Source organism: uncultured Sphingosinicella sp., assembly GCF_963974575.1.
GTDB lineage: Bacteria > Pseudomonadota > Alphaproteobacteria > Sphingomonadales > Sphingomonadaceae > Sphingosinicella.
The window spans coordinates 404,738-428,107 of sequence record NZ_CAXBBQ010000004.1 but is presented as its reverse complement, the minus strand read 5'-3'; the positions used below and the strand labels follow the sequence as shown (position 1 = coordinate 428,107).

The following is a 23,370-nucleotide window of genomic DNA, read 5'->3' as shown; positions in this document are numbered from 1 at the left end:
GAGTCCTTTGGACCTAGAAGGGTGTAATTGCGGTGAAGAAGCGCTGCAGCCAGCCCATGCGGGTCTGCTGCGCGAGTTCGCCGGTGCCGGAATAAGCGATGCGGGCGTCGGCGACGCGCGTGGAGGCGACGCGGTTCTCCGGCGTCACGTCCTGCGGGCGCACGATGCCGGAGATCTGCAGATACTCCTCGCCGCGATTGAGCTTGATGAGCTTCTGGCCTCGCACGAGCATGGTGCCGTTGGTGTAGACCTGCGCCACGGTGACGGTCATCTCGCCGGTCAGTTGGTTCGACTGCGCGGCGGAACCCTGTCCGGCAAACGTCTGGCCGCTGCCGCCCGAAAGCAGCCCGTTCGGCACCCACGAGAAGGGCTTCGCATCGGGGAGCGTGAGCGACATGTCGCTGTTGCGCGAGCTTGCACTCGACACCGACTTCGCGGCCTGCGTCTTTTCGACGAGCACGATGGTCAGCACATCGCCGACGCGCCGCGCGCGATTGTCCTCGACCAGGCTCGCGAAGCGTCCGGCCTGGTAGATCGCGCCCGTTGCCTGTACGGGCGGCGTCGGTGCAGGCGCGTGCGAGGGCGCGAACTCCGCCATCGGCCGCTCGTAGGGCGCTGCACACGCCGCAGTGGCGGCGAGCAGCGCGAGCGCGGCGAGTTTACAGGTTCTGCGTGACATACTGCATCATCCCGTCGACCGTGGAGATCACCTTCGAGTTCACCTCGTAGGCGCGCTGCGTCTCGATCATGTTGACCATTTCCTCGACCATGTTGACGTTCGAGGTTTCGAGCATGTTCTGGTTGATCTCGCCGAGCCCATCGACACCCGGCGTGCCGACGATCGGCGCGCCGCTTGCCGCGGTTTCGGCGAACAGGTTGTCGCCGAGCGGCTGGAGACCGGCCGGATTGAGGAAGTTCGCGACCTGGATCTGTCCGATCTGGCTCGGCGCGGCATCGCCCGGGTTGACGATGCTCACCGTGCCGTCCTTGCCGATGGTCAGCGACTGCGCGCCTTCGGGGATCGTGATATCCGGCTGCAGTGGATAGCCGTCATTGGTGACGAGCAGGCCTTCCGCGCTCACCGTGAACGAACCGTCGCGCGTGTAGGTGATCGTGCCGTCGGGCTTCAGCACCTGGAAGTAGCCGGCGCCGTTGATCGCCATGTCGGTCGGGTTATCGGTCGACTGCATCGAGCCCTGCGTATTGATCCGCTCGGTGCCGACGATGCGCACGCCCGTGCCGATGTTGAGGCCGGTCGCGTACTGTGTGGATTGCTCGCTGTTGGCACCCGCCTGGCGATAGTTCTGATACATCAGGCTCTGGAATTCCGCGCGGTCGCGCTTGAACCCCGTGGTGTTCACGTTGGCGAGGTTGTTGGAGATGACCCTCATGCGCATGTCCTGCGCATCGAGACCGCTCCGTGCTGTATGCAGTGCCGAACTCATCGTCTGGCTCCTTCTTCGTTATTCAAGGCGGAGCAGCGCCGTGCTGCTCAAATCCATGTCGCGCACGCTGGTGACGAGCTGCACCTGCACCTCGAAGGCGCGGGCCTGTTCGATCATCGTGATCATCGATCCCATCATGTTGACGTTCGATCCTTCGAGACCACCGGTCTGGAGCCGGGCCGTATCGTCCTGCGCGAGCTGTCCGCCGCCCGCCGCGCGCATCAGGTTGTCGAGGCCTTTTTCCAGCTCGTCGGGCTGCGGCGTCACCATTTTGATGCGGCCGATTTCGCTCATCTCGTTGAGCTGCCCGCCCTGAGGACGAATGCTCACCGTGCCATCGGCGCCGATCTCGACCGTGTTCGCCGGCGGCACCGTGATCGGTCCGCCCTGTCCGACGACGACAAGGCCGTCGCCTGTTTCAAGGATACCCGTGGGGCTGATGCGAAGATCGCCCCGCCGGGTGTAGACTTCGGTGCCGTCCGGTGCCTGCACCGCCATCATCGAATCGCCCAGCATCGCCACGTCGAGCGCGCGGCCGGTCTGGTTGACCGTGCCGGGTGCATTGTCGGCCTCGAGCGTGCCTTCGGCCGCCTGAATGCGGCTGGCGAAGCTCTGCCCACCGACGAGATGACGGCTCTGCGCGGCGCTGACGTCGCGCTTGAAACCGATCGTGCTCGCGTTGGCGATGTTGTGCGCCGTCACGTCCTGCGCAGCCATGGCGCTGCGCAGGCCGGAGAGGGCGGTATAGACGAGACGGTCCATCAGCGGTTCCGGTCAGCTCAAATCCGCTTAGCTGCGGATGTTGATGATGGCGCTTGTCATCGCGCTATCGGTTTCGATCGCCTTCGCGTTCGCCTGGAAGTTGCGCTGCGCGGTGATCAGGTTGACCAGTTCCTCGGTGATGTCGACATTCGCCATCTCGAGTGCGCCCGAACGGATCGTGCCGACGCCGCTCGAACCCGCCTCGCCGAGGATCGGCTCACCGGAAAGCCCGGTGGAGGTATAGTGCGCGTCACCCGTCTGCTTCAGGCCGTTGGCGTTCGCGAAGGTCACCACCGCGATCTTGCCGAGCGCCTGCGTCTGGCCGTTGGTGAAGCTCGCGAAGACCACGCCGTTGTTGTCGACGGTGACACTGTCAAGGCGGCCCGAGGGATATCCGTCCTGCGTCAGGGAAACGATCGAGAAGGGGTCCGAATACTGTGTCGTCGATGTGCCGTGGTCGAGGGACACGAGCAGGGGATCGCCGCCCGGAATGGCGAGCGGATCGAAGCCGACGCCGGTCGTCGGAGAAATGAGCTGGCCGAAGTTGTCGAACTGCATCTGCATCGGCGACGGGCCGCTCGACGGCGTCAGTTCGGTGCCGTCGACGATCACGTGGACGTTCCAGTCGTTCGTCGTCGAGGACGAATTCGAGCTCGAGGTGCGGACGTAATAGATTTCCGCCGCCATCGGGTTGCCCAGCGAGTCATATACCGTCGTCGAGGTCGACCGGTTGTAAGTCGTCGGGTTGTTGGGATCGAACGCGTAAGGGTTGGTCGGTGTATAGATCGGGTTGTTGGGGATGACTTCGGCATCCGACGGCAAATTGAGCGCGAGGTTGATACCCGTCGTTGCGCGGGGCTGACCGGAGGTCAGCGGTAGGCGCAGTGCGCGCGTGTCGTTGATGCTTGTGGAGATCACCGTGCCGGAATCGTTGACCGGGTAGACCTGAAGGGCCTGGCCGCCGCTGTCGACCACAAACCGCTCCGAATTCACGCTGAACGCACCGTTGCGCGTGAACTGCATGTCGGTGGTGCCCGAGGTCGACTTCACCATGAAAAAGCCTTCGCCCATCATCGCGACGTCCATGACGTTGAGGCTCGACTGAATCGCGCCCTGCGTGAACTGCTGCTTGATCGTTTTAAGCGCAGTGCCCGAACCGGCGACGCGGCCGGCGCTCTGCAGCGCGGAGCTGGAGATGATGTCGCCGAATTCGGCGCGCGAGCGCTTGAAGCCGACGGTGCCGACGTTGGCGATGTTGTTCGAGGTCGTCGAAAGGTCGGTCTGCGCGGCGTTGAGGCCGGTGAGCGAGGTGTACATTGCCATGGGTAGAATCTCCTCTGGAAACGGTGAGAACTAGCTGCTGATCTTCTGAACCTTGTCGAAGGTGACGGAGCCGATGCCGAGCAGATCGAGCGTCATCGGTGAATTCGGGGTTGCGGTGCTGACAGATTGGACGAGCGCGTAGACCGACGTGGCGAGCGCCTCGCGCTTGCCGCCCACGTTTGCCGTCGCCTCGACGGTGACGGGTCCCGGTTCCACGGTTTCGCCCGCATCGTTCTTGCCGTCCCAGGCGAATTCGTGAACGCCGTCCTCGACCGCGCCAAGTTTGATCGTGCGGATCGTGGCGCCGGTGGAATCCTTGATCGCGAGCGTCGTGTCCGTCGCGCCCTCGGGGATCGTGATCGCCCCGTAAACGGCGCCGGTGCCGTCCGGCACCGCCTTGGTGCCTGATGTCAGCACATATTTTCCGACAAGGCCGGTGGCTGTGGAAAGCTGATTATTGTTCAGTGAATCGAGGATGCTGCCAAGCTTGGTGTTCATCTCCGAGATGCCGGCCAGCGACGAGAACTGTGCCATCTGCGCGACGAATGCTTCGTTCTCGACCGGGTTGAGCGGATCCTGGTTCTTCAGCTGCGTCGTCAGCAGCTTCAGGAAGTCGCTCTGGTCGAGCTGGCTCTTCTGCGTGACGGTGTTGCTGGAATCGTAGCTCTTGATGCCGAGCGCGTTGAGATCAAGGCTGCTGCTGGTGCTGGTCATGCCTGCCTCACTGTCCGAGTTTCAGGGTGTTCAGCATCAGCGACTTCGCGGTCTGGATGACCTCGACATTGTTCTGATACTGGCGGGAGGCCTCGAGCAGCTCGACCATTTCCTGCGTCTGGTCGACTGCGGCCTCGTAGATATAGCCGTTCTTGTCAGCCATCGGGTGGCCGGGATCGTAGCGCTTCACGGGTGTGCCACCGGCGGAGACGACATCGACCACATCCACCGTGGCTACGGCGCCGCCGCTTGCCTGATCGAAATAGGTCTCGAAGATCGGCTTGCGTGCCTTGTAGGCTTCCGCCTCGCTGCCAGCGACGGAGCCGGCGTTCGCAAGGTTGCTTGCCGTGGTGTTGAGCCGCACGAGCTGCGCCGACATGGCGCGGCCCGAAATGTCGAAGATGGAAAGTCCGGCCATCGTCATTCGCCTTTCAGCGCACGCGAGAGCGTGTTGATGCGGCCGTTCAGGAACGCGAGCGTCGTCTGGTACTGAACGGCGTTTTCACCAAAGCGCGTCTGCTCGGTGGAAAGTTCGACCGTGTTGCCGTCGAGCGAAGCCTGGTTCGGAATGCGGTAGAGCGCGCCGCCGGCGGCGCCTGGACCAGACCCGGGACCCCCGATGCCGATATGGTTGCCGGCGGTGACGGTGAGCGCGCCGCTGCCGCTTTGTGCCGACTTCAGCTGCGCGGCGAAATCGATGTCGCGCGCCTTGTAGCCGGGGGTGGCCGCATTGGCGATGTTCGAGGCGAGCAGTTCGAGGCGCTTCGAACGAAGTTCAAGCGCCTGTGCGTGCACACCGAAATAATTGTCGAGTACGTCCATTGCGGTACGTCCTGATGGTTTTGTCCGCTCTCGCTCCAGCAAGCGGCGTGCCAGATTGATAACAATATGATTTAAATCGATATATTATTGAGGTGAGGGCGCGTTGTCGGAGCCTTGACGGCCTTCCGTCGGTTTCCCGACGCGTTTTCGCGCCCACTTAATCTTAACCCGAAGCTGTCGTTATTCAGACCATGAGACTCATGACGCCCCGGACCGCGTTTGCGGTGCTTGCCCTGTTCGTCCTGCCGGCACACGCGCAGGAAGCGGCGCCCGCCGTGCTGACCGGCGTCGGTTTCGCCCCGATCTCGTCGCAGCCCGCGAAAACAGACGAGGAGCGCCGTCTGCTAGCGATCCGCGCCTCGCACCTGGCCGCGCTGCGTAACCTTGCCGAACAGGTCTATGGCGTGAAGCTGCAGTCGCAGTCCTCCGCGTCGAACACGTCGCTGCAGTCGGATTCGATCCGCGCCACGGTCAGCGGCACCGTGTCCGGCGCGCGCATCGTCAAGATCACGCCCAAGGGCGACGACACTTACGAAACCGTCGTTGAGATGCGGCGACCAGCGGGCGGGGCCGATTGATGCGCCGCGGGGCCGCCCTTCTTGCCGTTGCCGCCGTTCTTGCGGCCGTCCCGGCGGCAGCGGACGTGCGCGTTGACGTGGAGGGTGCCGCGCCGCTTGGCGCGGATGCGGCCCGTGCGCGCCGCGCGGCGATCGGGGATGCGCTTCGGCAGGCGGTGGCGGCGGGCGGCATGGATGTCGAAGCGCGCACGATCATCGACCGCAACATCGTGCGATCCGATACGCTTTGGGCGACCGCGCGCGCGAAGGTGACCGCGTTCGAGGTGACGGACGAATGGCGCGAAGCTGGCCTGCTGCGCGTTGCTGTATCAGCAACGCTGGCGCCGCTTGGGGCCGGTAAATGCGACGTATCAGCACGTCCCGCGATGCGTGTCGGTGCGATCCGGGTCGATATCGACCCTGCGATCGATCCCGCGATCGCGGAGCCGGTGCGCGCCGATGCCGAGCGTACGTTTCGAGACGCCTATGGGGCGCCGGCCGCGCTGCCGCTTGCCGCCGCGCGGCGGTCTTCGGAGCGCTATACGGCGCTCGCGCACGGCGGCGCTCCCGACTACGGCCTGTTCGTGCAGCCCTTCATCGAGATGCGTATGCGCCGGGTCGAAGGCGCGGGGCTGGTCATGGGCAAGCGCGCCGAAGCCGTGCTCGGCGTGGAGGTTTATGATTCCGTGCGGGGCACACTCCTTGGGCGGATCGCGCGGGACAGCGACTGGACGCTTTCGGCGCGGACATGGGAATATGTTCCCGCCGACTATCGACCCTCGCGCCGCGCCGTTGCGCCCGATTTTGGCGGCAAACTTGCCGATCTCGTGGAAGAGGCGGGGGCGTTCGCGCGCTGCCGCCCGCTTGAAGTGGCCGTGAACGGCGCTTCGGGCGACGAGCTGCTGATCTCGGCCGCGGGCGGCGACCTCGTCGTTGGCGATCTCCTTGGGCTCGGCGACGCGCGCGTTGCGGCAGGGGCCGGGCCGGGATGGACCTTTGCCGAGGTGACCTCGGTATCGGGCACCGCTGTGCGTGCGCGCGTACTCGGCGATGGCGTACCCTCAGGAACGCGGACGGCCTTGCGCCTGCGTTGATGGTCCCACCTTGGCATGGACATTGCTTTGAAACGTGTCATGCAAGGCTGGATGAACAGAACGACGGTTTCCCGACGCGTGTTGGCATTGGCGGCAATGTTTGCCGTCGGCGTGCCCGCGGCCGCGGGCCAAACCGTGATTTTCGAAAACCTTGATCGCCTTGAAGCGCGGATTGGCGACTTCGCTGGGCCGAACCGCGCGCCCCGCGTCGATCGCCGCCTGAAGCTTGGCGCCTGTGCCATCCGGCCGGAGCTGATCTGGTACGGCACGGGGCAGACGACCGTACTCGTCCGCTGCGGCGGGCCGGACGGCTGGCAGATTTACGTCCCCATCGACATGAAACCGACAGGGCAGGGGGCTGTGCAGGGCGGAGGCGGCGCTGTCGTCGTCGTTCGCCCGGTGCCGCGCGGCGGCACGATCACGGCGGGGGACGTCGATTTCCGGCCCGATACCTATGTACCCGGCGGTGTTACCGCGGTTGACCAGGTGGTCGGCAAGGTGGTCATTCGCGCGCTGAGTCCCGGCGAGGCGGTACGCGCCAACATGCTGATTGCCGCAAAAGCCGTGAAGCGCGGCGACCCCGTGCAGATCAAGAGCGGGGGGACGGGGATCGAGGTCGCGGTCGAAGGTGTCGCCGAACAGGATGCGCCCGTGGGCGGCCGCGTGCGGGTTCGGAACGTCGCGTCCGGCAACCGGATGCAGGCGATTGTGGTCTCTCCAGGAATTGTTGCGCTTCCGGGCTATAAGAATCCGGAAGACGGTCGTGAATGAATTTATAATGGGCTTTTGCGCCGCACAGGCGATGATGAGGCGATAGGATGGTAGACGGAATTTCTGGCCGCCCGGCAGGGCTGAACGGAGCGTCGGTGCTTCTGGACCCGGCTGCCGCGAAGGCGGCAGGGTCTGCGAAGACCGCCACGGCCCAAACCGCGCCGACGCCTGCGCGCGCCGAGCTTTCCGAGCTTGCCACCGCGGCGCGCGATGCCGCCGCCGCGCCGATCGATACCGCGCGCGTTGCCGAGCTTCGCGCCGCCATCGCCAACGGCACCTACAAGGTCGATCCCGAACAGATCGCCCGCAAGATGGTCGATCTCGATCTCGGCTGGACGGCCGAATGATGGATGCCCCTGCCTACCGGCAGACGCTCAAGACCCTGAACGACACGCTGCGCGCTGAAATCGCGGCGCTGGAAAGCGGGGACATCAGCGTCCTCGAATCCTCGACACCCGCGAAGCTCGCCGCGATTTCGGCGCTTCAGCTTTCGCCGATCGTGGAAAGCGATGCCGAAACCGATGCGCTGATCCGCGAAGGCGCGGAGCTTTGCGAGCAGGCAGCGCTCCGCGTGAACCTGCTGCTTGCGGGCGTCGAACGCCGCCTCGCGGTCCTCTCTCGCGCCGCGGGACACGCGCCCGAAGTTCGCTATGGCCGCAACGGCCGCATGGACGGCGGCTATCGCTCGCTGGACCTCGACTGCGCCTGAGCGCGCGAACTTTCTAACACTGGCACGACCCTTGCTTTGTCTCCCGCAAAGGAGACGAAGCCGTCATGAATCCGACGCCCCTTTCTACGATCGCTGGAGGCGCTGACCGCGTCCGCACGGCGATTGCCGAAGCGAGCCGGCGTACCGGTGTCGATTTCGATTATCTCTACAATCAGGCGAAGGTCGAAAGCGGTCTCCGGCCCGATGCGAAGGCGCGTACCAGCAGCGCGACGGGCCTCTATCAGTTCATCGACCAGAGCTGGCTCGGCGCGCTGAAGCGCCACGGTGCTGAGCACGGCCTTGGCTGGGCGGCCGGCGCGATCAAGACCGATGCGCGCGGGCGGCTTACGATCGCCGATGCAGGCCTTCGTCCCGCCATCATGAATCTCCGGAACGAACCCGAAGCCTCCGCGCTGATGGCGGCGGAAACGGCGCGCGAAAATCAGAATGTCATCGAAGGCGCCACGGGGCGGACCGCCAATGCCACCGACCTCTACATGGGCCATTTCCTCGGGCCGCGTGGCGCTTCGAAATTCCTCGGTGCCATGGCGGCCAACCCCGATCAGCGTGCCGACCAGGTGATGCCCGCGGCCGCAGCTGCGAACCGCGCCGTGTTCTACGCATCAAACGGCACCCCACGCTCGCTTTCGGAAGTTTACGAACGCTTCGCCGCCAAGATGGGAAACGATGCGCCGGATCGGGCGCTCGCCGCGCGCGCGCCAGCCATGCCCGCCGAGCCGCCGCTGCCGATGAGCCTCGCGCTCGCGCTCGCCGGTGAGGACGCCGCCGCGCTCGACGGCCTGCTTACGACCACGAAACCGGAAGCCGCCCGGCTTGCCTATCTCACGCTCGCCAGCCTCGGCTGAGCGCTTTCACACGGAGTTTGAAGCCTTGAAGACCAGCGCCCGGAGCCGTTCGTGACTGCCGCTACGCTCCAGATGAACCGCTCGATCTGGGCCGGCGCAGGCCGCGCCGCCGTGCTGCCCATCGGCATCCTGCTGCTTGTCGTGCTGATGGTGGTGCCGATCCCGCCGTTCATGCTCGACACGTTCTTCATCTTCAACATCATGATCTCGCTCGCCGTGCTCATGGTGGCGCTGAATACGCAGAAGCCGCTCGATTTCTCGTCGTTCCCGACCGTGCTGCTATTCGCGACGCTGCTTCGGCTTGCGCTCAACGTCGCCTCGACGCGCGTCGTTCTGGTGAACGGCCATGAAGGCCCCGACGCTGCCGGGCATGTTATCGAGGCGTTCGGCAATTTTCTGATCGGCGGCGATTACATCGTCGGCATCTTTGTTTTCGCGATCCTGATGATCATCAACCTCGTGGTGATCACCAAGGGCGCGGGCCGCGTTTCGGAAGTGTCCGCGCGCTTCACGCTCGATGCCTTGCCCGGGAAGCAGATGGCGATCGACGCTGATCTCAACGCCGGGCTCCTGACCCCCGACGAAGCCAAGGCGCGCCGCCAGGAAGTGGCGACCGAGGCGGATTTCTACGGCTCCATGGACGGCGCCTCCAAGTTCGTGAAGGGCGACGCGGTCGCCGGTATCCTCATCCTCTTCGTCAACATCATCGGCGGCCTCATCCTCGGCACCGTGCAGCATGATCTTACGCTGGCGCAGGCGGGCTCGAACTACGTGCTGCTCGCGATCGGCGACGGCCTTGTGGCGCAGATCCCGGCGCTGCTGCTTTCGATCGCCGCGGCGATCATCGTCACGCGCGTGTCGTCGCCGCTCGATCTCACCGGACAGATGTCGAGCCAGTTCGGCTCGGCGGGGGCGTGGACGCCGGTTGCGGTGATCCTTGCGCTGCTGGGTGTCGTGCCGGGAATGCCGCACGGCATTATCCTGACTGCGGCTGCGATCGCTGCTGCCGTGGCGTGGCGCCTGAAGCGGGCGAAGACCATCGCCGACGCCGCCCCCGTGATTGAGGCACCCGTTGCCGATCCCAACGCGGAATCGCAGATCAGCTGGGAGGACGTTACCGACAACGTCCAGATCAGCGTGGAGATCGGCTACGGCCTCATCGGCCTCGTTGACGAGAAGCTGAGCGCGCCGCTGATGGGCCGCCTCACCGGCATCCGGCGTCAGCTCTCGCGCGAGCTCGGCTTCGTGATCCCGATGATCCGCGTACGCGACAACATGGCGCTGCCGCCCCATGCCTACCGCGTGCTCGTCTCGGGCGTCGTTTACGGCGAGGACGAGGTGGCGCCGCAGGAGCTGCTCGCACTCGATTCCGGTCTCGTCCACGCGTCGGTTTCCGGACGTGCCGTCAAGGATCCGACGTTCGGGCTGGATGCGCTGTGGATCCAGCCGGAAGAAAAAGACCAGGCAGTCGCGAACGGCTACACCGTCGTCGACCCGTCGACGGTTATGGCAACGCATGTCAACCAGATCCTCAGCGGCCAGTCGCGCCAGCTCCTCGGGCAGGACGAAGTGCAGAAGCTGCTCGACACATTGCAGACCGCTGCGCCGCAACTGGTGGGCGGCGTCACCAAGTCGCTCTCGCTCCAGACCATCACGAACGTCTTGCAGACACTGCTCGACGAGGCTGTGCCGATCCGCGATTTCCGGCGGATTATCGAAGCTTTGTCGGGCGTCGCGCATCGTACGCAGGATGCCGGCGAACTCACCGAGCTGGTGCGCCCGGCGCTCGGCGGGCTCATTGTCCAGAAGCTCTGCGGCATCCGCGAGCAACTGAAGATCATCACGCTCGACGGCGAGCTGGAGCAACTTCTCGTCGCCTCCGTGCGCGCCGATCCCACGGGTGCCTATCCGCTCGATCCGGCACTCTCGCAGCGCATCCTTACCGCGCTCGGCGAAGCGGCACGGCCGCTGCTGTCGGATGGCACAACATTTGCAGTTGTCACGACGCCGCTCGTGCGCAGGCCGCTGTTCCAGCTCCTGCGCCAGCATCTACCGGATGTGACGGTGCTGTCCTTCTACGAGATTCCGGACAGTCGTCAGGTTCAGGTGGTGGCCGTCGTCGGCCGCGGCACCGAACACTAGGGGAGTTGAGTTCGCGTTATGCAGACCACGACCATCGTAGCGCCGAGCAGCCGCATCGCGCTTGAACGCGTCGCCGAAATGTTCGGCCCCGACGCCATCGTTTACGAGACCCGCACCACGCGCCACGGCGTCGAGGTCGTGGCGGGCGGTATCGAACGGCCGGACCCGCGCCGTGCGCCGGAAATCAAAACGCCCCCGGTATTCACGCCTGCGCCTCAGCCGAAGGGCAAGGATCCGATGGTGCGCTTCATCGCGCAGTCGCGTGCGGTCGGCATCGATCCCGAATTCCTCACCGGCGAAATGGCTGCGGCTGGTGCCGATCTTGCCGATGCCTGGTCGCGCTTCCTGATCCGCGTCGAGCGCGAAGTGAAGATCACGCCGCCGCCGCACACCGATCTCGCGCACGTCTGCGTGGTAGGCGACAGCGGCAGCGCCAAGACGACGACGCTTGCGCAGCTCGCCGCGATGGCGCGCGCATCGCGCCCCGGTGAACGCATCACGCTGCTTTCCGGAGATCGCCGCCCCGGCGCGCGGGAACAGCTTCGCGTCATCGCTGCCCTCCTGAAGATACCGGTCGCCGATCCAGCGCGCGGAGAGAGCCTCGCCGAAGCGGCGCGGCGTCTTTCGCGCAAGGAACGCCTGTTCATCGATATGCCGAGCGACCCACGCCTTGCCGCCTGCGAGGTGGAGGAATTGCGTGCCGCGTTGAACCGCGCCGGCTCCCTCACCGTGCTCTGCACGATGCCGCTCAGCGGCCAGCTCGCCCGGCATCGCCAGATCGCGGAGATGTTTTCGCAAGGTTTCGATGCCTATGTTCTCACCCATGCGGGTGAAACCCTGCCGCCGGGGGCGGTGCTGACCATGCTGCTTTCAAGCGGAGTGCCACTTGCGGGGATCGGGCGTTCGGCCGATTTCGGAAGCGGCTTCGACGCGGCGCGGGCAACCGGGCTGTGCCGGATGGTCGCTGCGTCCCTCTCCACCGGCGCGACGGCGACGCTGCAATGATCGCCGCTCTCAAGCGTATGCCAACGGAAGGCTTTTCCCGAATGACTTCGCCCGTGCCGACCGGTCAGGATATCCGCAACCGCCCCGTCGTGGTGGCGGTGGCCAGCGGCAAGGGCGGTGTCGGCAAGACCCACGTGTCGGTCAATCTCTCGGTCGCGCTCGCCAAGTCCGGCAAGCGGGTGATGCTGTTCGATGCCGATCTCGGCCTTGCGAACGCGGGCGTCATGCTCGGCCGCCCGGCGGGCCGCACTGTGCGCGATGCGCTGAGGGATGGCGTGCCGCTTACCGAGATCGTGCAGCCCGGCCCGGCCGGGATCGGCCTTGTCAGCGGCGGATCAGGCGACGCCAGCCTTGCCGTTATCGAAGACGATGTGCTCGACGGTTTCTGCCGCGAGTTCCGCGTGTTCGAAGACAACCTCGACTATCTCGTCATCGATACGGCGGCGGGTATCGCCCCCAACGTGACGAGCCTTGTTGAAAAGAGCGATTTCGCCGTCGTCGTGCTCACCGACGAGCCGGCATCTTTCATAGACGCCTACGGTCTTCTGAAAGCGCTGGCGCAGCGCGGCCGCTGCCGCGACGTGCTCGTCGTCACCAACATGGTGCCGAACGCGCTGGCGGGCCGCAGGCTGTTCGCGCGCTTCAAGCAGGTGGCGAGCAACTTCCTCGACATCAATCTCGAACATCTGGGTTCGATCCCGCACGACAACCACGTCCATAGCGCAGCGATGCGCAAGCGCTGTCTTGTCGAGGCCTATCCGCTGTCGGCGGCGGGGCAGGCGTTCAATACGCTCGCGCTCGACATCGCCAAACGCACGCGCACGGAAATCCTCGCGGTGCCCAACACCGCTTTCTTCGGAGAGGAACGCGATGCACGCGCGGGCTGAGCTTGCCGGCGGCCTTGTCTACGCGCGGCGACAGTCGGCGCCGACGCCGCAGCAGCGCGTCGAGGCCAACCTCGGGCTCGTGCGCAAGATCGCGTGGCATGTTTTCGGGCGGGTCAGCTCGGCGATCGAGATCGGCGATCTCGTGCAGATCGGCACGATCGCGCTGCTCGAAGCCGCACGTAATTTCGAGGAGCGCGGCGTTGCCGCCTTCACCACCTACGCCACCACGCGCATCCGCGGCGCGATGATCGATCAGCTGCGGCGGCAGGCGAACATGTGCCGCAGCGCGCTCGTGCGCCGCAAGCAGCTGAACGATGCCCGCCGGGAAGCGGAGCTGGCGCTCGGGCGTCCGGCGACGCAGATGGAACTCGCCGCACACATGGGCATCACGATCGAGGCGTTACAGGCCGAGATCGATGCCACGCAGGGCGTGCATTACGAGAATATCGACGAGGTCTATTCGGACCATTCGCAGTGGTTCGCGGACGAAGGCGAGACGCCGGACGAAACGCTGGAACGCAGGGATCTCGAACGTGCGCTCGCCGAGGGGATCAAGACCCTTCCCGAGCGCGAGGCGATGGTGCTGCAGCTCTATTATGTCGAGGAACTGAACCTCGACGAGATCGGCGCTGTGCTCGGCGTCGGCGCTGCGCGCGTCTGCCAGATCAAGAAGGCCGCGCTCGACCGGATGCGCCAGGGCCTTTCGGAGTGGGCAGCATAATCTAAATCCTTCGCAGCAGCACCTTGCCGCCAAGCGCGAGGAAACCCGCGAGCAGTCCCCAAAACGCCGCGCCGAGGCCGAACAGCGCAAGGCCCGATCCGGTGGCGAGGAACGTCACGATCGCTGCATCGCGATCCTCCTTGACTGACAGCATCGTTTCCATCGTGCCGATCAGCGCCGGAATGAGCGCGATGCCGGTGAGTGTCACGATCACGGCTTCCGGAAGCGCAAGGAACAGCCGGACGAGTGCAGGCGAAAAGAGCGCAAGCACGAGATAGAAGCCCGCGTACAATATGCCCACCACCCAGCGTCGGCGCTTATCGGGATGTGCATCGTCGGTGGTGCAGATCGTGGCCGTGATCGCGGCAAGGCAGACAGCATGCGCTCCGAACGGCGCCGTCACCACCGAGGTCAGCCCGGTCCCGACGATCAGCGAGCGGGCGTTTGGCGTATAACCTGCGGCCTGAAGCACAACGAGGCCGGGCAGGTTTTGCGAGACGAGCGAGACGAGGAAGAACGGCACGCCGATGCTGAGGATCGTGCGGATATCGAACGCAGGCATCACCGGCGTAAGCGCGCCGAACGTCGCCCCGGGCGGAAGCGGGGCAACGTCGCCGCGGACGAGGGTGATCGCAATCCCCGCCGCAAGGACCAGAAGCAGCGCGTAAAGCGGTACGCGCTGGCGCGCGAGGAGGAACACCGCCACGAGCAGCACGACGAGCAGGGGGTCGGTCGCGCCCGCTTTGAAAAGTCCAAGACAGAAGGGGAGCAGAACGCCGGCGAGCATCCCCGACGCAACGGTCGTGGGAATGCGTGCGGCGAGCCGTCCGAGCGCCGGGACCGCACCCAGCACCACCATCATCACGGCGGCAGCCAGAAACGCGCCGATCGCTGCGGGCCACGCGATCCCGGGCGCTGTCGCGGCGAGCAGCGCCGCCCCGGGCGTAGACCAGGCGAGCACGACGGGCATCCGCAGTTTCAGGGAGAAAAATCCGCCGGTCAGCGCAATGCCGAGGCAAAGCGCGGTGAGGGCGGAGCCCGTCTGCTCGACCGATGCGCCGAGCACGCGCATCGCCTGCACCACGAGCGCGACCGTTCCGCCGAATCCGATGAGGGCGGCAATGAGGGCGGCGGACCATGCGGGGATAGGTGGCAGGCGAAGACTCATCCCTGCCAGCTAGCAGCATCTCCGGGTTCTGCCAGCCCTGTTTGCGTCTGGCTCAGGGGTAACTGATCTCTTCGCCTGCGGGGCGCTTCTTCTCGGCGACCACGGGCACAATCGGTGTGCTGAGAACCCTGGCGGCCTCGGTGCTTCGCACGGGCGCGCGCTTCGATGCCGTGCTGCGCTGAACCGCCGGACGCGCGGCTTGCGGCCGTGCGCTGGCAGGCGCTGCGCGACGGGGCTCGACGCGCGCAAGGCGGGCATCCACCTGCTTCATGACGACCGACGGCAGCTGCTCGGTCATCTGCTGGTTCGCTTTCAACGCCGCGGCCAGCGCATTGATCTGGCCGTCGACCGACTGCGGCGAGGCCGATGCCGTGGCGAGGCCGGGACGCGTCGACAGTTCGTCGATGGCGTCGCGCTGCTGTTCCATCAGGGTCTGGAGCGCATTCAGTTTGGCGAGCACGTCCTTCGTCGATCCGGCGCTGCTCGCGTCGGCGGCGATGCTCGCTGCGCGCCAGGACTGGACGGCGGCGATGGTGGACGTGAGCACGCAGACACCCAGACACGCGGCAATCGCCATGCCGGACCGTGAGGGTTTGCGCGAGGGCGCTACGGCAGCCTCTGCAGATTTGGCTTCGGCGGCAGGCGCCGCTGCGGGCTGCGGGGCAGGTTCGGCTTTCGGTTCCGGCTTGGGTTCCGGTGTCGGCGCTTCCGCTTCGGTCTTGGCCGGTTCCGGCTCGGGCTGCGGTTCGGCTTTCGGCTTTGCCGCCTGCGGCTCTTCCGCGTCGAACGTCAGCTCCTCGTCGTCGTCTTCGGTTGCCACGGAAAAACCCCCAACGTCTCTGGTCTCAAGAAAACGGCCCCGGCGTTCGGATGAGCGCCGGGGCCGAACCCGTATTAACTTACAACGCCAACTCTTAACGAAGCAGCGACAGCACGTTCTGCTGCGTCTGGTTCGCCTGAGCGAGCATGGCGGTCGCCGCCTGGCTCAGAACCTGCGAGCGGGCGAGGTTGGTGCTCTCCGCCGAGAAGTCCGCGTCTTCGATACGCGAGCGGGCTTCGGTGAGGTTCGTCGAGGTCGTCGTCAGGTTGCTGACGGTCGATTCGAGGCGGTTCTGAAGCGCGCCGAGATCGCCGCGGCTCGACACGATCGAGTCGATCGCCTTGTCGAGGACCGTGAGCGCCGCAACCGCAGCTTCCTGGCTGCTGATGTCGAGCGTCGAGGTCATGTTGGCGCTGCCGCCCTGAGCAACGAAGCCGATCGCTGCCGCACCGGCACCTTCGACGCGGACGCCGCTGCCGTCGACCGAGGTCAGCACGAGGCTCGTGCCGCTCACCGTCGCCTTGACGCCGGTGTTGCCGGTCTGGGCGTTGATCGCCGTCGCCTTGTCGGCCGCGGAAGCCGTCGCCGAGGCACCGATGTTCACGCCGTTGATGACGAGCGTATCAGCCGTCAGTGCCGCACCCGAAACCGCGCCGCCCATGAAGGACACGCCATCCGAAGCCACGTTGAGGCCCATCAGCTGCACGTCGGCAATCGCGGTCGCAGGCGTCGTGTTCGTGCCGACCACCTTGATGTCGCTGCCGTCGCTGCTCTGCAGGCTCACGAAGCCCTGGTAGGTGCCGGCCGTGAAGCCGCCAGCCGCCGTGCCGCCGACCGTGATCGCCTTGCCGGTGGTGTTCGCCAGGGTGATCGTCTTGTCGGAGTTCAGCGTCGCGGTGACGCCGAAGTCGTTGCGGTTGATGTTGGCGACCAGTTCCTCGACGCTGGCGGCCGCACCGACGGAGACGCCGCCGATGGTGATGTCGCCCACGGCGAAGCTCTCGGCCGTGATCTTGGCGCTGGTGACGTTGTTGGAGGCGGTGGCCTTCACACCCGTCTTGTCGCTGTTCTCGTTGATCGCGGCGGCAAGCGCTTCGGCGGTGTCGGCGGTCGGCACGCTGCCGAGCGCGTTCACGCCGTTGAACGTCACGTCGCCAACGGCGAGACCCGAGACGGCGCCAACACGGCCCGTCGTGATCTGGCCCGGAGCGCCGCCGCTGGTGAGGCCGAGCGCGTTCGAGGACACGTTCGCCATCGAGATGCCGACCTGGTCGCCAGCGTTGACGCCCGTCTGCAGCTTGAGGTCGGTGACCGAACCGTCAAGCAGCTTGAGGCCGTTGAAGTTCGCCGTCTTCGAGATGTTGTTGACTTCGGCGAGCAGCTGGTTGGTTTCAGCCTGCAGGCTCGAACGGTCGGCAGAGCTGAACGTGCCGTTCGCCGACTGCACGGTCAACTCGCGGATGCGCTGCAGGATGTTGGTGACTTCGCCGAGCGCGCCTTCAGCCGTCTGCGCCATCGAGATGCCGTCGTTGGAGTTGCGGATGGCAACGGCCATGCCGCGGATGTTGGCGGTCATGCGCTGCGAAATGGCGAGGCCGGCGGCGTCGTCCTTCGCGGAGTTGATGCGCTTGCCGGTCGACAGGCGTTCCATCGCCTTCGACAGCGAGGATTCAGCCATCGCAGCGCCGCTCTGCGCGCGAAGGGCCGAGATATTCGTATTGATGACAGTCATGGCTCTCTCTCTCTTTCCCGCTCTTAATAAGCCGGCTCAGCCATGCGCCGTAGGTGGCGAAGCATCTGCCGTACCCCAGTTCACGACCGATGCGCGGCAAAGTTTAATCACGAAAATTTGCGTGCCGCTTTCCGTCGGATTTCCGACGTTGCCCCGCAAAGGACATGTCCGGATTTCGACGCGCACGCCGCTACGCCCCCGTTTTCCGCGATTGGCACGGCGGTTGCATTGCAGTCCCGGCTATGACGATCGATGCAAAAGGCCTTCTCGCGATCCGCTCCCAGATCCTGGAGCGGAACGACGTGCTTTCCCGCGCCGGCACGCCGCAGGCCGCGACGAAGCCGGATTTCGGGAACGTGATGCAAAGCGCGATGCAGGCTGTGAACACGCAGCAGACACGCGCGGCCGAAGCCTCCGCCGCCTATGAGCGCGGCGAGACGACGGACATCGCGGCGGTGATGCTGCAGCGCCAGAAGGCGTCGATCGGCTTCGAGGCGACCATGCAGGTGAGAAACCGCCTGCTGACCGCCTACAAGGACATCATGAACATGCCCGTCTGATTACGCCTTCTGACCCCGTCCAATTCTCCAGAAAAAGACTGACGAGCCCCATTCATGAGTGACGCCGCTTCATCGCCAGCCGTATCCGCGCCGCCGCCCGCCGTATCGTTCGGTCCGGGGGTCGATCGTTTCCAGGCGCAGCTGAAGGCGATGCTTGCGCAGCCCGCCGTCCGCCGCAGCCTGCCGATGGTGATCGGCACGCTGGCGATCGCCGCGGTTGCCATGGCCTATATCCTTACGCGCACGCCAGAGATGCGGACGCTGTTTCCGGGGCTTGCCGAGGCGGACAAGGCCGCTGTCGTCGAGGCGCTGCAAGCAGCGGGGATCGCGCCGGGCATCGATAACATGACCGGCAGCGTGCAGGTGCCCGCCGGCGACTATCACAAGGCGCGGATGCTGCTCGCCGGGCAGGGGCTGCCGAAGGCTGCGGCCGAGGGTTATGCGCTGCTCGACGACATGCCGCTCGGCACCAGCCGCGCGATCGAGCAGGCCCGCCTGAAGCAAAGCCAGGAAAGCGAACTCGCGCGTAGCGTCGCGGAAATCGCAGCGGTTGAATCCGCGCGCATTCACCTCGCGCTGCCCGAACAGTCCGTCTTCGTGCGCGACCAGGCGCAGCCGACGGCATCGGTTTTTGTGAAACTGGCGCCCGGCCGCGCGCTCGGCGAGGCGCAAGTGCGCTCCATCGTCAATCTCGTCGCCTCGTCGATCCCCGGCCTGCCGGCGGACCGCGTGTCGGTCATCGACCAGATGGGCACGCTGCTCACCCCCGACGCTGCCGGCGACGAATTCGGCGAAAGCCGCCGCCGCATCGCGTTCCAGTCCAAGATGGAAAGCATGTACCGCGAGCGGCTGCTTGCGCTGCTGACGCCGATCATCGGCAGCGACAATTTCACCGCCGAAGTGCACCTCGACCTCGATTTCACCGAAACCCAGCAGACGAACGAGGCGTGGGACAAGGACAATGCCGTGATCCGCAGCGAGCAGGGCGCGTCGCAGTCGAGCGGGGGCGAGTTGGCGCCGCGCGGCATTCCCGGTGCGCTCTCGAACGTCGCCCCGCCTGCCGCGACCGCAGCAACGCCGGAGCAGGCACAGGCACAGGCCCAAAATCCCGCCGATCCAAACGCCGCGCCCGCCGCGCCGCCCTCGGGCCCGCGCAGCGAGAGCTACACGCGCAACTACGAGATCGGAAAGCAGGTTTCCGTCACCAAGGCGCCGATCGGCGAGGTCCGCCGTGTTTCCGCCGCCGTCGTGCTGCGCGAAAACGGCAAGGCGATGACTGCCGCGGAAACGAAGGCCATCGAAAAGCTCGTGCAGAGCAGCATCGGTTTCAACGCGGAGCGCGGCGATCTCGTCGCCGTCACATCGCGGCCGTTCGTCGATCCCACGGCCGAAACGCAGGCGTGGTATCAGGTCGATTTCCAGAGCAACGCCTGGATCGGCGATATCCTCAAGATCCTCGCGGCGCTCCTCATCTTTGTTGTCGTGTTCTTCATGGTGCTGCGTCCGTTCCTGAAAAAAGCGCTCGCCGCTGCCGATGCCGCGCCGGTGCCGGGCGGCGGCGCGCTCGGCGCGCCCCGCTCCATCGTGCTCGATGGCGGCGACCTGCAGACGATGGAAGCACTCAAGGCGCGCCTGAAGCCGCGCGGCGGCCTGCCGCCCGAAGTGCTGACGATGGCGAACAGCTATGACGACAAGGTCGCCGTGGTCCGCATGTTCGTCGCCGAGGATACCGCCCGCGCATCGAACGTCGTCCGCCAGCTGATCCGTACCGAAACCGCAGCCCAGGGAAATGCCAATGAGTGAGGAACTCGCACTCGCGCCGCGACATCTGTCCGGCACCCAGAAAAGCGCCATTCTGATGCTGCTGCTGGGTGAGGACGAAGCGGCCGATCTTCTGAAGCACATGGGCCCGCGTGAGGTGCAGAACCTCGGCCAGGCGATGTATTCGGTGGCCGATGTCGATCAGGACACGGTGAACGTGGTCCTTGATGAGTTCATTCTCGCAGCGCGCGAGCAGACCAGCCTTGGTCTTGGCACCGGGCCTTATGTGAAGAACGTGTTCGTGAAGGCGCTCGGCGAGGAGAAGGCGGGCAGCGTGCTCGGCCGCATGAGTTCTTCGTCGCCGCAGAAGGGCATCGAGATCCTCGACTGGATGGACGCGCGCTCGATCGCGGCGACGATCTCGTCGGAACATCCCCAGGTCATCGCGGCCGTTCTCTGCCACCTCGAACCGGGGCTTGCCGCAGAGGTTCTGCAACTGCTCCCCGAGGAGATGCAGCCCGACATGATGCTGCGCGTCGCCACGCTCGATTCGATCCAACCCGACGCGCTCGCCGAGCTTGAGCGTGTCATGCAGAAGCAGATCAAGACCAACGCCGCCGTGCGCTCCGCGACGGCAGGGGGCACGACCACGGCTGCGCGCATCATGAACTATGTGCGCGGCGGCGCGGATCGCCGCATCATCGAACAATTAACCACAATGAACGAGAACATCGGCCAGAGCATTCAGGATCAGATGTTCGTATTCGAAAACCTCCTCGCGCTCGACGATCGGAGCATGCAGACGTTGCTCCGCTCGATCGACAACACGCTGCTGGTCGCCGCGCTCAAGGGCTCGGACGAGCGGATGCGGGCGAAGATGTTCGCGGCCATGTCGCAGCGTGCCGCGCAGAGCGTGCAGGACGAGATCGAATCGCGCGGACCCATGAAGGTGAGCGAGGTGCAGGACGCGCAGAAGCGCATCCTCGCAATCGCACGCCAGCTAGGCGAAAGCGGTGCTATCATGCTCGGCGGTTCGGGGGATGATTATGTCTAATGTTTTCAGTGCAGATGCCCGTCCCGTGGCACTTGCCGATCTGTTCGCACCCAGTCGCGGCGACTTCACACCGATGTTCGCACCCCGGCCGGCGGGCGATTTTGTGCCGCGCCTGGATTTCGCTCACCCCTCGTCGGAATTCACGCGCGGCACAATCCAAGAAACCATCGAAACGACCGAAGAAGAGCTTGCCGCCGCGCTCGCCGAAGCCGAAGCGCAGGGGCACGCCGCCGGGCTCGAGGCCGGCCGCGCGGAAGTGCGTGCCGAGGCGGAGCGCGCCCGCGCGGAATGCCGCTCGCTGCTGAGCAGTCTCGACGACGCGCGCGCGATCGACAAAGCAGCGCTGGGGCCCAAGCTGCGCCGCGCCGTGCTCGATCTCGTCGAGCGCATCGTCGGCGCGCACGTTGCCGTCGAGCCAGCGTTCGTCAACGGCTGCATCACGCGCGCGCTCGATACGCTGAAGGAAACCAGCGAGGCCGCGAAGCTGTTCCTGCACCCGGACGATCTTGCCGTCATCGATGATGGCAGCCTTAAAGATTACACGAACCTCACGCTTGCCGCGGATCCCGAATTGCAACGCGGCAGCGTGAGGCTCGAAGCCGGTGGCGGCGAGGTGGAGGACGGTGTTCGTCCGCGCATCGCCCGGCTTGAAACGGCACTGCGCGCGGCGGGCATTGCCGCGTGAACACGGCGACCGAGGATATCGCCGATCTGCTTGGCGGCATCGGCAGGATGCCCGTGGATACCGCGCCGCTCCAGATCGGGCGGCTCACCAGTTATGACGGCACGCTTCTGGAAGCCTCCGGCCTCGCCGCGCCGGTCGGGACCGTGTGCCGTATCGAAACGGCCAGCGACGAAGCGGCCGAAGCGGAAGTCATCGGCTTCAAGAACGGCCGCTGCATCCTGATGTCGCTCGGCCAGCGCGCCGACGTGCTTCCCGATGCGCGCGTGTTTCCCCAAAGCAATCAGTCGCGCGTCGAGGTGGGCGACGGTCTCCTTGGCCGTGTCATCGATGGCGCGGGCCTGCCGCTCGACGGGCTGGGGCCGATCGAGGCGGAGCAGAATTGGCCGCTCGTCGGGCGCCTGCAGAACCCGCTCGAACGTGGGCGCGTCACCGAAGCTTTTGATGTGGGCGTGCGTGCGCTCAACGGTCTTTTCACGTTCGGGCGCGGTCAGCGCGTCGGCATCATCGCGGGGTCAGGCGTCGGGAAATCGGTGCTGCTCGGCATGATGACACGTTACTCGAAGGCGGATGTCGTCGTCGTCGGGCTGATCGGCGAGCGCAGCCGCGAGGTCACGGACTTTCTTGCCACCAAGCTGCACGGGCCGGCGCGCCAGCGCTCGGTCGTCGTCGCCGTTCCCGCGAACCATTCGCCGATCATGCGTATCCGCGCCGCGCATCGCGCCACGGCGATCGCCGAATATTATCGCGGGCAGGGCAAGAACGTGCTGCTCATCATCGACAGTCTCACCCGCGTCGCGCATGCGCAGCGCGAGATCGGTCTCGCGCTTGGCGAGCAGCCGACCGCGAAGGGCTACCCGCCGTCAGTCATCTCGCTGCTGCCGAACCTCATCGAGCGCGCGGGTAACGATGCCAAGTCGGGCGGTTCGATCACGGCCTTCTACACCGTGCTCGCCGATGGCGACGACACCGTGGGCGATCCGGTCGTCGATGCGGCGCGTGCGATCCTTGATGGGCATATCGTGCTCTCGCGCAAGCAGGCGGAGCGCGGCGTCTATCCGGCGGTAGACATCGCCGCCTCGATCAGCCGTGTGATGAGCGACGTCGCCGAGCGGCCGCACATCCGCGCCGCGCAGATGCTGAAGCGCCTGTTCTCGCTCTACGAAGAGAACCGCGACCTTATTCTCATGGGCGCCTACCACCGCGGCAGCGACCCGGCGCTTGATGCCGCCATTGCGGCGCAGGCGGGGGTCACGGCCTACATCACGCAGGCAGAGGATGCGCCTGTAGACCTCGCGGCGTCGGTCGCGGAACTCACGCAGCAGTTCGGCGAGCACTGAGTTGGCGGGGAAGGCGGATCGTCTCGCGCGTGTCGCGCGCATTCGCGGCCTTCAGAAGCAGCGCGCGCTTGCCGAAGAGGGCAAGGCCGCGGCCGATCTCGACCAGCTGCGCCAGATGCATAGCCGCATCGAGACGCTGCGCCATTCCTACACGCCCGTCGCCGACGATGCGGCGGCCTTCGCGCTCAAATCCATGGCGCATCAATACGATCGCCTGGGCAAGGCGCTTGCCACCACGCTGGACCGCGCCGCCCGCGCCGAGGTGCGGCTGGAAGATGCCCGCCAGGTGACGCTTGGCGCGCATCGCCGCAAGCGTGCCGCCGAGGAGCTTGCGGACCGCGCCGAGGCTGCCGAGGCCCGCGAGGTCGAAGCGCGGCTGGAACGCGCCGCCCCGCCGCGGCGCATCACGCGCGCCTGAACGGCTTCGCGCCGCCC

25 protein-coding genes and 2 pseudogenes are annotated in these 23,370 nt (G+C 65.8%); 16 read left to right on the top strand and 11 right to left on the bottom strand.

Going from position 1 to position 23,370, the window contains the following annotated elements:
• Positions 1-13: 13 nt before the first annotated feature.
• From AAC014_RS10095 to flgB, 7 genes are read right to left on the bottom strand one after another with little or no spacing between them, the layout of a single operon-like run.
• The gene (locus AAC014_RS10095) at positions 14-679 is read right to left on the bottom strand and encodes a flagellar basal body L-ring protein FlgH (protein WP_339707785.1); all 666 of its coding nucleotides are present in this window, start codon (positions 677-679) and stop codon (positions 14-16) included.
• The gene (flgG, locus tag AAC014_RS10090) at positions 660-1,445 is read right to left on the bottom strand and encodes a flagellar basal-body rod protein FlgG (RefSeq protein ID WP_339707782.1); all 786 of its coding nucleotides are present in this window, start codon (positions 1,443-1,445) and stop codon (positions 660-662) included. The genes AAC014_RS10095 and flgG overlap by 20 nt, the downstream gene beginning before the upstream one ends.
• Positions 1,446-1,463: 18 nt before the next feature.
• On the bottom strand, positions 1,464-2,207 hold the full coding sequence (gene flgF, locus AAC014_RS10085) for a flagellar basal body rod protein FlgF (protein ID WP_339707779.1): 744 nt from the start codon (positions 2,205-2,207) through the stop codon (positions 1,464-1,466).
• A gap of 27 nt (positions 2,208-2,234) precedes the next feature.
• Complete coding sequence (locus tag AAC014_RS10080; protein WP_339707776.1) at positions 2,235-3,530, bottom strand: flagellar hook protein FlgE; 1,296 nt, start codon at positions 3,528-3,530, stop codon at positions 2,235-2,237.
• Positions 3,531-3,560: 30 nt separating this feature from the next.
• On the bottom strand, positions 3,561-4,244 hold the full coding sequence (locus AAC014_RS10075; protein WP_339707773.1) for a flagellar hook assembly protein FlgD: 684 nt from the start codon (positions 4,242-4,244) through the stop codon (positions 3,561-3,563).
• 7 nt (positions 4,245-4,251) lie between these two features.
• Entirely contained in the window at positions 4,252-4,662 is a 411-nt protein-coding gene (gene flgC / locus AAC014_RS10070; RefSeq protein WP_339707770.1) for a flagellar basal body rod protein FlgC, read from the bottom strand.
• 2 nt (positions 4,663-4,664) lie between these two features.
• Positions 4,665-5,066 carry a flagellar basal body rod protein FlgB gene (gene flgB / locus AAC014_RS10065; protein WP_339707767.1) on the bottom strand — a complete coding sequence of 134 codons (402 nt, stop codon included), beginning with the start codon at positions 5,064-5,066 and terminating at the stop codon, positions 4,665-4,667.
• Positions 5,067-5,266: 200 nt separating this feature from the next.
• Between flgB and AAC014_RS10060 the strand changes: the two genes are divergently transcribed.
• The 10 genes from AAC014_RS10060 (at position 5,267) to fliA (ending at position 13,818) form a co-directional block, all read left to right on the top strand.
• On the top strand, positions 5,267-5,644 hold the full coding sequence (locus AAC014_RS10060) for an LPP20 family lipoprotein (RefSeq protein ID WP_339707764.1): 378 nt from the start codon (positions 5,267-5,269) through the stop codon (positions 5,642-5,644).
• A complete protein-coding gene (locus AAC014_RS10055; RefSeq protein WP_339707761.1) occupies positions 5,644-6,717 on the top strand; it encodes a flagellar assembly protein T N-terminal domain-containing protein in 1,074 nt (357 codons plus the stop codon). Before AAC014_RS10060 ends, AAC014_RS10055 begins: the two co-directional genes overlap by 1 nt.
• A gap of 135 nt (positions 6,718-6,852) precedes the next feature.
• The gene (flgA, locus tag AAC014_RS10050; RefSeq protein ID WP_339707758.1) at positions 6,853-7,488 is read left to right on the top strand and encodes a flagellar basal body P-ring formation chaperone FlgA; all 636 of its coding nucleotides are present in this window, start codon (positions 6,853-6,855) and stop codon (positions 7,486-7,488) included.
• Between the two features lie 47 nt (positions 7,489-7,535).
• Entirely contained in the window at positions 7,536-7,835 is a 300-nt protein-coding gene (gene flgM, locus AAC014_RS10045; RefSeq protein ID WP_339707755.1) for a flagellar biosynthesis anti-sigma factor FlgM, read from the top strand.
• Positions 7,832-8,197 carry a hypothetical protein gene (locus tag AAC014_RS10040; RefSeq protein ID WP_339707752.1) on the top strand — a complete coding sequence of 122 codons (366 nt, stop codon included), beginning with the start codon at positions 7,832-7,834 and terminating at the stop codon, positions 8,195-8,197. Before flgM ends, AAC014_RS10040 begins: the two co-directional genes overlap by 4 nt.
• A 65-nt stretch (positions 8,198-8,262) precedes the next feature.
• Positions 8,263-9,063 (top strand): lytic transglycosylase domain-containing protein, encoded by an 801-nt coding sequence (locus tag AAC014_RS10035; RefSeq protein WP_339707749.1) that lies wholly within the window; start codon positions 8,263-8,265, stop codon positions 9,061-9,063.
• A 72-nt stretch (positions 9,064-9,135) separates the two neighbouring features.
• On the top strand, positions 9,136-11,205 hold the full coding sequence (flhA, locus tag AAC014_RS10030; RefSeq protein ID WP_339707899.1) for a flagellar biosynthesis protein FlhA: 2,070 nt from the start codon (positions 9,136-9,138) through the stop codon (positions 11,203-11,205).
• A gap of 18 nt (positions 11,206-11,223) precedes the next feature.
• Positions 11,224-12,210, top strand: coding sequence for a hypothetical protein (locus tag AAC014_RS10025; protein ID WP_339707746.1), 987 nt, complete (start codon positions 11,224-11,226; stop codon positions 12,208-12,210).
• 41 nt (positions 12,211-12,251) lie between these two features.
• On the top strand, positions 12,252-13,097 hold the full coding sequence (locus AAC014_RS10020; RefSeq protein ID WP_339707743.1) for a MinD/ParA family protein: 846 nt from the start codon (positions 12,252-12,254) through the stop codon (positions 13,095-13,097).
• On the top strand, positions 13,081-13,818 hold the full coding sequence (gene fliA / locus AAC014_RS10015) for an RNA polymerase sigma factor FliA (RefSeq protein WP_339707740.1): 738 nt from the start codon (positions 13,081-13,083) through the stop codon (positions 13,816-13,818). The genes AAC014_RS10020 and fliA overlap by 17 nt, the downstream gene beginning before the upstream one ends.
• A 1-nt stretch (position 13,819) precedes the next feature.
• On the opposite strand, the gene AAC014_RS10010 is transcribed toward fliA, so the two are convergent.
• The 4 genes and pseudogenes from AAC014_RS10010 to AAC014_RS09995 all read right to left on the bottom strand — a co-directional run.
• Positions 13,820-14,986: a benzoate/H(+) symporter BenE family transporter gene (locus AAC014_RS10010; RefSeq protein WP_339707737.1), complete on the bottom strand. Its 1,167-nt coding sequence runs from the start codon at positions 14,984-14,986 to the stop codon at positions 13,820-13,822.
• Positions 14,987-15,038: 52 nt separating this feature from the next.
• The gene (locus AAC014_RS10005) at positions 15,039-15,806 is read right to left on the bottom strand and encodes a hypothetical protein (RefSeq protein ID WP_339707734.1); all 768 of its coding nucleotides are present in this window, start codon (positions 15,804-15,806) and stop codon (positions 15,039-15,041) included.
• Between the two features lie 94 nt (positions 15,807-15,900).
• Positions 15,901-16,170 (bottom strand): annotated as a pseudogene (locus AAC014_RS10000) (flagellin); the annotation flags it as partial.
• Positions 16,171-16,833: 663 nt separating this feature from the next.
• Positions 16,834-17,538: pseudogene (locus tag AAC014_RS09995) on the bottom strand (flagellin hook IN motif-containing protein); the annotation flags it as partial.
• Positions 17,539-17,780: 242 nt separating this feature from the next.
• On the opposite strand from AAC014_RS09995, the gene fliE reads away from it, so the two are divergent.
• From fliE to AAC014_RS09965, 6 genes are read left to right on the top strand one after another with little or no spacing between them, the layout of a single operon-like run.
• Entirely contained in the window at positions 17,781-18,098 is a 318-nt protein-coding gene (gene fliE / locus AAC014_RS09990) for a flagellar hook-basal body complex protein FliE (RefSeq protein ID WP_339707731.1), read from the top strand.
• A gap of 54 nt (positions 18,099-18,152) precedes the next feature.
• Complete coding sequence (gene fliF / locus AAC014_RS09985) at positions 18,153-19,901, top strand: flagellar basal-body MS-ring/collar protein FliF (protein ID WP_339707728.1); 1,749 nt, start codon at positions 18,153-18,155, stop codon at positions 19,899-19,901.
• Entirely contained in the window at positions 19,894-20,913 is a 1,020-nt protein-coding gene (fliG, locus tag AAC014_RS09980) for a flagellar motor switch protein FliG (RefSeq protein ID WP_339707725.1), read from the top strand. The genes fliF and fliG overlap by 8 nt, the downstream gene beginning before the upstream one ends.
• Positions 20,906-21,598 carry a FliH/SctL family protein gene (locus AAC014_RS09975; protein WP_339707722.1) on the top strand — a complete coding sequence of 231 codons (693 nt, stop codon included), beginning with the start codon at positions 20,906-20,908 and terminating at the stop codon, positions 21,596-21,598. Before fliG ends, AAC014_RS09975 begins: the two co-directional genes overlap by 8 nt.
• A 47-nt stretch (positions 21,599-21,645) precedes the next feature.
• Positions 21,646-22,935 (top strand): FliI/YscN family ATPase, encoded by a 1,290-nt coding sequence (locus AAC014_RS09970; protein ID WP_339707896.1) that lies wholly within the window; start codon positions 21,646-21,648, stop codon positions 22,933-22,935.
• A gap of 1 nt (position 22,936) precedes the next feature.
• Positions 22,937-23,353, top strand: coding sequence for a hypothetical protein (locus AAC014_RS09965; RefSeq protein ID WP_339707719.1), 417 nt, complete (start codon positions 22,937-22,939; stop codon positions 23,351-23,353).
• Positions 23,354-23,370: the final 17 nt, after the last annotated feature.